The organism is Methanomassiliicoccus luminyensis B10 (assembly GCF_000308215.1).
GTDB classification, from domain to species: domain Archaea; phylum Thermoplasmatota; class Thermoplasmata; order Methanomassiliicoccales; family Methanomassiliicoccaceae; genus Methanomassiliicoccus; species Methanomassiliicoccus luminyensis.
On sequence record NZ_CAJE01000004.1, the window covers coordinates 22,832 to 34,596 of the forward strand.

6 protein-coding genes are annotated in these 11,765 nt (G+C 58.5%); 1 reads left to right on the plus strand and 5 read right to left on the minus strand.

From position 1 onward, the window contains the following. Positions 1-2: 2 nt before the first annotated feature. From dptF to WYS_RS00845, 5 genes are all read right to left on the minus strand, one after another. The gene (dptF, locus tag WYS_RS00825; RefSeq protein ID WP_019176262.1) at positions 3-1,721 is read right to left on the minus strand and encodes a DNA phosphorothioation-dependent restriction protein DptF; all 1,719 of its coding nucleotides are present in this window, start codon (positions 1,719-1,721) and stop codon (positions 3-5) included. Between the two features lie 153 nt (positions 1,722-1,874). Then, positions 1,875-5,222, minus strand: coding sequence for a UvrD-helicase domain-containing protein (locus WYS_RS00830; protein WP_019176263.1), 3,348 nt, complete (start codon positions 5,220-5,222; stop codon positions 1,875-1,877). Then, positions 5,219-8,350, minus strand: a complete 3,132-nt coding sequence (locus tag WYS_RS00835; protein ID WP_026068670.1) for a PD-(D/E)XK nuclease family protein — start codon at positions 8,348-8,350, stop codon at positions 5,219-5,221. Before WYS_RS00835 ends, WYS_RS00830 begins: the two co-directional genes overlap by 4 nt. Before the next feature lie 68 nt (positions 8,351-8,418). Next, complete coding sequence (locus WYS_RS00840) at positions 8,419-10,326, minus strand: helicase-related protein (protein WP_019176265.1); 1,908 nt, start codon at positions 10,324-10,326, stop codon at positions 8,419-8,421. A gap of 76 nt (positions 10,327-10,402) precedes the next feature. Further along, the gene (locus WYS_RS00845; protein WP_019176266.1) at positions 10,403-10,675 is read right to left on the minus strand and encodes a hypothetical protein; all 273 of its coding nucleotides are present in this window, start codon (positions 10,673-10,675) and stop codon (positions 10,403-10,405) included. A gap of 57 nt (positions 10,676-10,732) precedes the next feature. On the opposite strand from WYS_RS00845, the gene WYS_RS00850 reads away from it, so the two are divergent. Continuing rightward, positions 10,733-11,671, plus strand: coding sequence for an HFX_2341 family transcriptional regulator domain-containing protein (locus WYS_RS00850; RefSeq protein ID WP_238540768.1), 939 nt, complete (start codon positions 10,733-10,735; stop codon positions 11,669-11,671). The last annotated feature ends 94 nt before the right edge of the window (positions 11,672-11,765 follow it).

Sequence of the window (11,765 nt, forward strand, 5' to 3'; positions counted from 1 at the left end):
CCTTATTCTATCCTTATGGTGTCAAACTCGTCCACCTTGATGACAACACCGTGGTCGCCATCTTTCTTAACGACCCTGACGAAATCATTCTTAGCCGTGAAGTCTGATAATCTCGATGCAATCAGCTGGATGCCCTCGGATCTATTCAGGTCAATGCTGCTGGGATTGTAACCCTTGATGACCTTTTGCATCAATAGATAGATGTCAAATGTGAGCGGTATGGCTATCTCTCTGCCTCCCTGGCTCCGGAGTTCCAGTACCACCCAGACCATGCCGATAGTATGCGATTCCTTTGTTTTTTGGGCAGATTTTCTAAGCGAGAATGTGGGAGCTTCCCATCTCGACATAAACTCATATTCTGGCGTTTTATATCCGTCTGAAAATTTCACCAGGTGGCTCTCATCCACTGAACCAGCCCAGCATCTCAGGGCAGTTTTAAGGGTATCATTGACATTGCTTGCTGCTCCCTTGTATTGATCCATATCGTATCTGAGCAGGCAATAGAGGCTGATGAACTCCCTGAACTCTTTGGACTCGATAGCAGTATCGTTCGGATCGTTGCCAGTTAGGTACTTCTGGCGGAGGAGGGTTGAAATGAACACTTCCTGCCTCTCTTTTTTACTAGTTTTAATTAGGCCATTAATGTCCTGCATTTTCTTTCTCAGCTCCTTCGGTGAAGAAGCCAGGTCTAAGATCCAAAAGTCGAGTGAAAAGTTCACTTGGGCAGTGGGATCTATGAGCCCTGCTAGGGATGCGTTAGCTGTCGTTTCGTTGTCGAACAGAGCATTCCATAAAATATGTTCAGGCCCGACCTTTTGCTTGGCACCCTCGCCGCTCTGGCAAAGCGGGCATCGTCCGTCGACGACTTCCATGTGCCTTAGCCATGGGTGGAGCAGTATGGATGAGACCTGATGGATTATCAGCCTTGGATTGAGGTGAGTATTTGTGATTAGGCTACGCGCAGCCAGCACTCGGGCCACTCGTTTCCGGACAGTCGGGTCTGTAAACTTGGAGGCGTTGTAATAAAGTATGCACCCAGACTCATCCTTGCAGCTTTCCTTCTCCTTCTGATATGCATCATGGAATGGGGAGTTTGGATTAGAAAAATCGAATTTATTTATGATGTCAAGCAGGAATCCTTCACCCATATGGTCCGGGCGAACGTCGAACATATCTCTCCTGCTCAGGTTGATAATGACCATATTGTCCAGTTCGGCGGACTCCTTGGTCCTGACTTCGTTTATGGCATCCCATATGGCTGGAAACCTATTCTTATAGCCTCTCGTCTCGAAGAAGTTGATGGCCAGCCCCAGGTTTATTGCGAAAGCGTTACGCGGTCCCTGCCTGTTGACGAAGTTCTCCAAAGCAACCTCTAAGAAATTGTTTAGCGTGATGTCGTATTGTTCATGGGGATTGAACGAGGCGGTGGCATCGAGATGCACTTTGGGCAGGGGAGTCACTCCCGATGCCTTTGCCCTCTTGGTCCAATTCATGAGTAGGGCACTTTTCCCATCCCCTGCGCTTCCTAATATTATCAATAATTTACCGTCTGGTTTGTAATCGTCCACGAAAAATGTTCTAACTATCTTATCGAGGTTGGTCTCCACATAGAGGCCCTCTCGCATCGGATCTGATTCCTCGGAACCACCAACTATGAGGCCCGCTTCTCCCAACTGGCAGTTCCTCAATTGTTCGTACAATGTAAGGTTGTTTGCTCCCATCCATCAACCATCCATCACATTTATCCGCATTGTGTTCTAAGACTTAACTTTTATCAGATTATTTAGGCGATGCCAGTGGCAATTTCCACTTATTTCCTCTTCAATCAGTGATTCCCTTATGATGGTCCCCTGATTCTGAGTGGAAAGCTACGTTTATGCCACCGAATCGATCGTCGTATTCGGTCCCACTTCAGTTTCCTCGTCCATCTTCTCCGAGCTCGATTCGAAAGGTACCTCCCGCACCATCTCGTTCCCGGTGAAGTAGAGGAACAGCCTAGGTTTCATGCCCACAATACCCTCAACCGCGCGGCCGTAGTCCTGGAGCTGCTTTGCGTAGCGCCCCACGTACTCGCCGATATTGGCCTTAGTCGGTGTCCCAGTCTTGAAGTCGATCAGGCTGTAGCTGCCATCCGTGTTCTCGACCAGCAGGTCCATCCGTCCGTTCACCCTCTGGTCCTTTTTCATCATCTGGAACGATATCTCGGGATGAGTCCTAGCAGCGTTCTTCATCAGGTCTGAGGCGAAGAAGCGGTCCCTCTGCGCCTCGATCTTGCGGGCCATCTCCTCATCAACCACGCCGTGTTCCTTCAGCACCACGCGGGCCGGGCGGCCCTGGAACACCGCGTGGACGACGAGGCCCCGGGTGCGGCTGTCGGAGAGATCATCCCACCCGTGCCAATCAAGCTCCGGCCGGCCGTTTAGGCGCATTATCCCGCCCTCCCGGGAATGCGACCTGGATGGGGACAGATCCTCCTCGATCTCCACAGCCTTAGAGGCAGGCCTCTCGGGCATTGATCTCAGCGCGCCCGGGACGCGGCGCTCCTCCGGCGCTCTCTTCTTCAAGCCTCTCTCCGGCTCGTGCACCTGGATCCCGAACCAAGTCTTGTTACCACAGGAATCGGCAAGTTCCATCCCACCCGCGGCCACAGCATCCGCCTTCACATCCAGGCTGCGCAGCAGGTAGTGGAGCCAGCAGTTGCCGCCGCATCTCTCTTCCACCTTCTCCGGATCTTTGCAATATGCCGTCATGACCAAGCGATCCATCGCCCTGGTGGCGGCGACATAGAACAGCCGGCGGTTTTCCGCCTCATGCTTGGCGTCACCCACCTTCTTCATCCGCTCCATAGCCGCGTTAGGTTGCTTGTCCATGGTCCTGGGGTCCGTGAGCTGCACTCCGATGCCCATATGCCGATCCACCTCTATGCGCTCATAGTTCGCGGACCGCTCCCTATCGATTTCCGGCACGATGACGATGGGGAACTCCAGCCCCTTGGCCGCGTGCACGGTCATGATGTGGACAGCGTTGGCATCGTCATTCTCGATCTGGGCCTCGCCCTCCCGCGCCTCCCCCCAGATGTTCTCTTCGAGATCCGAAACAACATCATGGAGCGTGATGAATCCGGTCGACTGCCTCGATCTAACGCGTTGCTGGAGTTTCTCCAAGTTGGCGATCATCTCGTCTCCCTGAGTGAGGCCGCCGTAAACGGCGTAGATGCCGCTCTCGGAAATGACCCTCATCAGCAGGTCCGCCACCGGCTCCCATCGAGCATAGTGGAGCCACCTCTCCAGGCGGACGCAGGCGGCATTAGCCCTCGCGTCCGTTGCCCCCTCCCTCTTCAGCCTAGAGAACCACGGCCCCCGCCGCCCGTTGCCGATGCGAAACAGCTCCTCCTCGTTGAACCCGAAGTAAGGAGATCTAAGTAGGCCGTAGAGGGCGGCGTCATCGCTGCGGTCCAGCAGGAACCGCAGCAGCTGATAGGCATCGATCACCTCCCTTTGGGAATAGTAGCCCTGCCCCCGGTGGACGCGGTATGGGATGCCAGCCTTCTTCAGAGCCTGCTCGAAGTGGGGCAAGTTGGTCCTGGCCCGCATCAGGATGGTGATGTCCGAGAACCGCGCCGCCCTGCCCTCTTCCAGGCGCTCCCCCTGCTCATCATGATATACGACATCTCCCTGGTCCACGATGTTCCTGATGAGCTTCGCCACCATCTCGCCCTCGGCCACTTTGCGGTCATCGCCGTTCTCGGTGTCGGTCAGAAGGTGTAGCTCCACAGCGCCTCGGTCATTCCTCCTGTGGTCGCTCACGGAGACCGGCTCATATTTGAAATCCCAAGCGTTGGCCTCGCTGGAAAAGAGGCGGCTGAACAGAGAATTAACGAAGCATATGATGTCTGGAGTGCTGCGATAATTTATATTCAGGGCCCGATGGGTCCCGCCCATCTCCTCGACATACCTGCGGGCGTCTTTGAACAGGGCGACGTCGGCCTCGCGAAACAGGTAGATGGATTGTTTCGGGTCGCCGACCACGAAAAGCCGGTGGCATGGCCGTTCATCGCCTATGATGGCCTTGATGATCTCCAGCTGCAGGACGTCAGTGTCCTGCATCTCGTCCACCAGGACGTAGCGGTACCTGGAGCCCAGGCGGCGGGCGAACTCCTTGTCCCCGGTGACCTGGTCCCGCATCATGATTAGCATGTCCTCGAAGTCCAGGGCATTGCGCTCGTCCTTTCTCCTCTGGACCATTCGGGCAAAAGCATCGCTCACCACATCAAGGGAGATGAGAAACTCGCCGACTCGGCTCCCCAGGGCGGGATTGTCGCGGGTCCTGGCGAGATCGTAGCCCGAGGACTCGAACCCCTCCTTCAGCGAAGCTATCGAATGGTTAAGCATCTCCTTCTCTTCAGTGGTGAACACATCTTTAGAGCCTATGCCGCTTCTGCTGCCCCGCACGATGCGATGCACCTCGGCCAGTGCCTCCTCGGGCTTCAGCTCTGAGGATAGCGAACTCAGAGGCTTCCTGAGTTCGATGAGCACTTCGCTCCCTTTGTCCGTGCCCAGGTTTGGCTTGGCAGCGAGGTCTTTGAGAGTGTGCAGTGAGTTGGCAAAGTCATCGTTCCTAGCCAAAGCGCCGATAGCGCTGGTAAGAAGCTCGGTACACACCTTTTTCGTCAGCTCGTCCAAACCTCCCTGGCAGGCCTGCTTGAACAAGGGACCCGTGATGTGCCTCGATTTGTAGATGGACGGGAGGTTCTCTTCCAAACGCCAGCCTTCAACCTCCGTCATCACGTCAAGCAGAGCCTTCCTCACCGACTGGTCCTCTGTTCGCATCAGGTCTTCGAAGGCACTCTCCATCAGGGCCCTGGACCCCCCCTCCTCCAGCAGGACGAAATCTGGATTGACTCCTGTCTCCAGGGGATTGTCCCTCAGCACCTGAGCGCAGAAGGAGTGAAAGGTCATGATGGTCGACCAGTTGAAGTCCTCCAGGGCCTCTTCGGACCCATGGCTCAGCTTGGACAGCTCCTTCCTGATCTTCTCCTTCATGGATGCGGCGGCCTTGTCTGTAAAAGTCAGCGCAAGGATGCTGGATGAAGTCTTCGTCTTATCCAGCAGTTTCAGGTATTTGGCGGCCAGCGTGGTGGTCTTGCCGGTCCCCGCTCCCGCTGAAACGCATTGGGAGGCCTCACAGTCCAGCGTATCTTTCTGGCGCCCCGCGAGATTCATTCGCCACCCTCCTCATATTCTTCGGCATCGATTGCGACAGGGGATTCGTCCCGTTCGCCACCTGCCATATCCAGCAGGCGGGAGCTGTCGAAGCGGCATAGGCAGTAGTAGTCGCATGACGGGCCACACTCCCGGCCCATGCCTGCCCGCCCATTATGGCTGAGGCTGAACTTCCCGCTCTCGATATCCTCGACCAGGGTCGCCACTCTCTTCCTCGCCGCGTCCATCTGTTCGACGAAGGGCGGCAGCCCCTCGATGCGGCCCTTCAGGTGCGCCACTTCGGGAGCGTTGAAGTCCAGTATCGAGGGGACCATGCGCGCCGTCCCTGAAGTGGTGAGCACGTAGTATCCGCCCCCGATTGATTTCATGCCGGGGTTCGACGCCTCCATGGCCATAATGTAAAGCGGGATCTGCAGGTCTTCAGCCGCGTCGGGCCTACTTACTGAGCCAGTCTTGTAGTCGATGACGAAGAAGCGGCCGTCCGCGGCCGCGTCCACCCGATCGATCCGCCCGGCAAGATTGATGAATGACGCCCCATCGCCTCTGAGGGGCACTCTGACATGATGCTGTTGATCATCATCAGTCGGAGCTATCCAGTGCTCCAGAAAGAGTGGGTTCATCCCATTGAGCCCCTTCTTTACTTCCCTCTCAATGAAGATGGCCAGGGCGCCTCTCACCGGGCCGAAGCCCACCAGACGGTTCAGCGAAGCCCTCAACCGCTGGCTTTCCCACTCGGCGGTCTGCTCCAGGGCGATTGCCCTAATCTTTTCCAGTGCTTCTGCCTCCTCCGGCGCGGTGACCCTGCCCTTCCCGGACGCAATCCGCTCAGAGTAGAACTTCTCCAGTATCGAGTGAACCTTGGATCCGATGATCATGACGTCCCTGCTGACCGATTTCCCCTGCAGCATCATGACGTACTTCAGGTAGTACTGGAACGGGCAGTAGGAGTATGTGCAGATCTGGCTGGGAGAATACGTTTTGCCCTCATGAATGAGCTTGAGCGCTTCGACCACGTCCTGGGCTTCCATGATGCCGTCGTACGCGCTGCGATACGTTCCCCTCCTGTAAATTTCCTCCATGTTGATGCAACGGCAGGCGGCCTCGATGGCTTCAAGGCCGATATGCTCGGTGAGATTGTGGTCCTGCAAAGTGATCGCCCTGCCGACCTGGCGCTGCGTCTCCAACAGCGAGTGGAGGTCAGGAGAGACTTCCAGTTCAGTCGTTCGAAGCGCATCCTGAACCGCCTTGAGGAATGGGGAGGCCAGGGCGGTCTTGTCCCGATCGGAGTTGTGGTGAGAGAGATAAATATGCCCGGTGCTAGACAGGAGCGCGCTCAGGAAGTAGTATTTCTCCTGCCTCAGCAGCTCGCGGTCCACCAGCACGCCCATCCGCTCGACCTCCTCGGGAGTGGCGAACGGATAGCTCACATGGATCCTCGGAAGGTCGCCGTCCACCATGGCCGGGATGAAGACGTGCTTCCTCTCTACCAGCTGGCCGGCACGAAGGCCGGTGACCTCGATCGCACCGGCGCCCGCTCTCTCCGGAATGTACGTCTCGGAGACAACCTGGGTTCGGTGGATCTCCACGAATTCGTCGAGGGAGAGCAACTGATCGCTCAGCACCATGCTGCCCCGCCCGAGTTCATTGAGCAGGCCCGAGTACAGAGCGAGCGCGCGGCGCTCACGCTCGGCGATTCTCTTGTCGTCGAGCCGGTCCAACTCCGCCCCGATCTTCATTTGCTTGAGCACGTTTCTCAGCGAACTCACGTGCTGGAAAAGGGTCTTTTTGCCCTCCAAAACCTCAAGGGTTTTGACGAGCGTCCGCACCCCCTCGTGAGCACTGCGGACCTGCAGGCTGGCAGAAACGTCAATGGTCGGCAGCGTGTCATCCCGGTCGGGGTCCGGCACCGTTCGAGGCAGGTCGGAGAGAAGCTCATCCTTTCCCACACTGGCCGACAGTACTTGTGCCAGCTCCCGGACGTCCCAGGAATGCAGGAGCTTCCTCCGCCCCTCGAAGTCGAAGTAGTGCTTGATCAGGGGGAGGGACAGAAGGTCGATGATGTCCTTGGTCCGGTAACCGTTTTGCACTACCGACAACAGGTCGAAGATTGCTTGGATCGACGGGGATTCAGAGAAGCCAACCCCTATGCTGAAGCTGGCAGGGATGCCGTGGTCGGCCATGACCTCCCGGACCATCGGCGCGAACTTCTCCCTCATGGGAAGCAGCACCGATATCGAGGAGGGGTCCTCGCCCTCATCCAGCAGTCGCCTGATGTTGGCGGCCATCTGGCGCAGCTCGGTGAGGGGGTTGGCGTAACTGGAGGCGTATACGGTCACTGCGTCCTGGGACTCCTTCTTTCCGCAGAAGACGCCGACCATGGCCTTGTCCCGTTCATCGAGATCGATCGCAATCTCTGAAGATGGCGTGAGCCAGGATATGTCCTCAGCGAACACGGGATGGCCGGGGATATGAATCTGGTAGTAAGTAGCGTCGGGACACGCCTGGCACAGCGCGGTGATCATCTCCCTCTCTGACGGCGTCGGAGCGAACAGGCCGAAGAAGAACAGCTTGCGGGTTTCCTTGACTCCATGCTCGCGAATATCTCCGATAGCCCAGTCCAGGACGCCCCGCTGATCCAGCACATCAAGTTCGCCAAGCTCGCGGCGATACTCGGATAGAATGAACGCCAGCTGGTTCGATTTTGCCGATTGAAGCTCGCCCAGGACGGCCGGGTAATCGACTCGATAGTCGCCAAGGGTGGAGATGAACGCGTGTATGGAATGGACCAGACCCAGGCGGGGCCGGCCGTCCCTGTAGAATAGGGGCAGTTCCTCGGGATGATTTACAACGATCTTCCGGATCAACAGTTGCGATTCCAGATCAGAGATGACGGGCTTAGCCCTCGGGGACGAACTCATTCTCTCGTCAGCCAGCTGGCGCAGGGTGAGCGCAACAGAGCTTCGGATCGCCGCGGCGTCGCCCATTATCTTCGAGCGGGTGTGATCTGCCAGGGCCGAGGTGGGCACGATGGCCCTGGTTCCGAACTTGTCGACAGCATATGCTGTCGACAGCTCATTCAAGAAGTGTCCCATGCATCCGCGGGGGCTTCCTCTCACCACCACGACCATTATCCACCCACTGCCGTCGAATTGCCCTCCTTGTTGATATTGATATCTTCAGTGTTCATTCTTGTGACTCATCTCGTTTTGTGGTTCATGGGTCGCCTGACTGGCCCCTTGTTGCCGCTGTCTTCTAACGTCCGCTCGATCTCCTCATCAAAGGCCTCGTCAGCGCTCCGGAGGACCTCCAGGCCGCCGATCCCCCTGCGGCCGAGGAACTCTCCGATCCTCCGGACCGCCTCTATGCTGTCCTCGGCGTCTAGCTCGTCGATGCCCTCGGTCAGGAGAGCGGGAAGTTCACCCACGGAACGGTCAGCGGTACGGGACACTGCCTGGAGCATCCGATGGATGCCCTCGTCGACCGATCCCGACGTTACGAGATCGACCACATGGACGACGTCATCGGCCTGGCCGACCCGGTCTACCCTGCCTATGCGCCGCTCGATCTTCCGGGGGTCGTAGGGCAGATCGTAGTTGACGATGCAGTTGGCCGTCCGGAGGTCCGCTCCCTCGGACAGGATGTCGGTGGCCAGGAGCACGCAGAACCCCTCGTGCTCCTGGAATCGCCTCATCTCTGAGATCTGCACCTCCTCATCCTCCTCCCCCGAAGCGGCGAACAGCTTGTAGCCCTCTCCGTCCGATCGGCCGCAGAGGTACCGGTACGTGGGAAGCCACTGCGTGAATATGATGATCTTCTTCGCCGCCCCGGATGCCCTGAGGTCCTCGATGGCCTTGTGGAGCACATCCCATTTGCTGTCGGCCCCGAGCCCCCTCAGGCGATCGGTGATGTTCCTGCACCGATCCGCGGTCGCGCCGCTCACCGACGACTCGACCGAAGTGATCCCCTCCCCGCTGCAGAACCCGAAGCGCGCCATGCCGTCATCGAGCAGGCCCGCCATGGCAGGCATCGACGAGCTCAGCTGCCTCCTGTGAAGATGGGTGAACTCCTCGGCGAACAGCCGGTCAAGCTCCCGAAAGATGCCCCGCTCGGTCGCGTCAGGCGTCGATGCGGCCGAGCTCAGATCGCCGTCGCTCATCTTGACCTCGAGGTCCAGGAACTCCCTCCGCCTCATTTCTCCGACCTCCTCCCGCCTCGTCATGGTCATGAGGGGATAGAGAAAGCTCAGCCGGCCGAGGACCACCCGCAGACGGGCTACATCAGGATCGGAGGGCCATCGTTCGGCCATCGTTCCGAGCTCGCGCGAGATGGCATCCTCGCCACCGGGCCCGGCCGCGGCGGCTTCCTTCGCGATCTCCGATGCCTCACCGATAATGCCCCTCGCCTCCAAAGCCGGGATGTCATCTCCCCTGAGCCTCTCGGCCAGCCTGCTCAGCCGGGCAGTACTGCGCATCTCCCTCTTGAACGCCGCATAGGGCAGCCTGCCGGGATCGATGGCCTCGATGATCTGGAAGAGGTCATCGTCCTCCAGGCGGTCCGGGGACACGGATATGCCCACCACTTTCCTGGAGCGGCCGGACAGCTCCATGCAGGCTTTTCTCCTCCGAGCCCCTTCCTCGCCCCAGGCGACATTGTGCACCTCGTCGATCACCAGGAGGTCGAGGTCCGGCCCGGCGGCGGGGGCTAGGCAATCGAGGTTGGCCTCCATGGAATCGAGGGACACGATGTGCCTGAACTGCCGCTCCTTGTCAGCGATATCTCTCATCGCCTCGGCCCCGCTCACCACGTTGAAGGAGAGGCCGAACCTGCTCTCCATCTCGCTCCTCCATTTGTGCATCAGATGCGAGGGGCACGCCACCAGCAGCCTGGCGGCGCTGTTCCTCAGGACCTCGTCCAGGATGATGCAGCCTGCCTCCACGGTCTTCCCCAGGCCGGTCTCGTCGGCGATGAGCAGACGGCCGTCCGATCTGGTGAACTTGAGCAGCGGACGGAGCTGATACGGCCTGAAGAAAGTTCTGCGACGGAGCGGCCCGGAGGGCGCATCGTCACCGCTCGCGCTCACATGGTCGAGAACGGCTCTGATCATGCCAGTCCCGCTGGCATTATCAGCCTTCCTCGGCGAGATATCGTGGCGAGGCGCTCCGTTCTGCTGTCCGGGCATCTCAACGCGCCTCCCGGTCGGATGATGCTGTTCCGATGTACCAACTGAGCAGCTCAGCGGGGCAGTGCTCCTCGGGAGCGGCCCCTGCGGTCCTCGCCGCCCCGTGCCGGGGCTGGCGCCTCTTCCTGGTGAAGCGTTCAGGCTTCAGGCGCTCCTCCATGACAGGCCTGATGCCCTGGCCCCACGCATACTCATAGATGGTCTGGTTCGTCACTGCCGGTACATCCCCGTTCGAGATCAGGTACTGGGTCATGCGGTCTATCTGCGGTGTCATCGGACCGAGAGCCGCACGTCGATACAAAATCATTATAACGTTATATTTGTTATACAAGTGACGACGGTTATTATGGTGAGAGATGTGGGAGCGACCTCAGGAGACAGCAGGGACCGTGGACCGGCCCCCTCGAAGAGCAGCAGCGCATACGACCGTATGATCCCCCGCCTGAGGGTGGTGATATGCTGCGTGACCTTCGAGACAGTGAAGGTGGTCAACCCCATCAAGGACCTGCGGGCAGAAAAGGTCCACATCCTGCACTGGGACGGAGGGGACCAGGCCAAGAAGGCCACAGTGTATGCGGACTTCTACCAGGAGGTCGTCGACCAGCTGCACGCTCTCGGACTTGAGGACGCGAGCATCGTGGAAAAGAGGGTCAAGGTGTACCGGTTCAAGGACGTCCTGAGATCCCTCATCTCGATCATGTCCGAGGAGCGCCGGAACGGGAACGATGTCTACATCAACGTATCGGCGGGGACCACCGAGTTCGCTGCCGCTGCCACATTGGCATCCATGATGGTCGAGGGGGTAAAGCCGTTCACCGTCCACGCCCGCGCCTACACGATATCCGGCGAGGAGAGGATAAGGGAGGTGTTCAGCGTCGACGGTAAGCTGGTCGGTCAGACCAAAGCGGTGGCCGAGCCCGTGGAGCTGCCGACCTTCCAGATCGATCTGCCGCCGAGGGACCTGGTCCTGGCCCTAAGGGAGTTCAGGAAAAGGAAGGAGAACAAGCAGCCCACGAGGTACACGGCTCTGATCAAGGCGATAAAGGACGCCGGCGCGTGGACCTATGAGCCGGGACAGACGGGCAGCGTGAAGGACAGCGATGCCCGTGTAGGGGATCGAGTCGTGCAGGCTGAGAAGATGTACTACTCGCGGCACTACATCGATGGATGGATCAAGAACGGGTGGGTCGACGGGAGGAGCGGCAGAGGCCGGGAGCTCAGGATCACCGAGTCCGGCATCAACGTGACCGACATATTCTATCTTGATTGACGTGAGTGATCAACGACAACGAATCGCACTCCCGGTCGCATCCTCATGGCTGACCGCTTGCTATCGGGGGTGTCGCTACGAATGTGATATGAGG

What these genes read in the sequence shown, in the direction of transcription:
- dptF (WP_019176262.1), bottom strand. Translation starts at nt 1,721, where the DNA reads ATGGGAGCAAACAACCTTACATTGTACGAACAATTGAGGAACTGCCAG.
- WYS_RS00830 (WP_019176263.1), bottom strand. Translation starts at nt 5,222, where the DNA reads ATGAATCTCGCGGGGCGCCAGAAAGATACGCTGGACTGTGAGGCCTCC.
- WYS_RS00835 (WP_026068670.1), bottom strand. Translation starts at nt 8,350, where the DNA reads ATGGTCGTGGTGGTGAGAGGAAGCCCCCGCGGATGCATGGGACACTTC.
- WYS_RS00840 (WP_019176265.1), bottom strand. Translation starts at nt 10,326, where the DNA reads ATGATCAGAGCCGTTCTCGACCATGTGAGCGCGAGCGGTGACGATGCG.
- WYS_RS00845 (WP_019176266.1), bottom strand. Translation starts at nt 10,675, where the DNA reads ATGACACCGCAGATAGACCGCATGACCCAGTACCTGATCTCGAACGGG.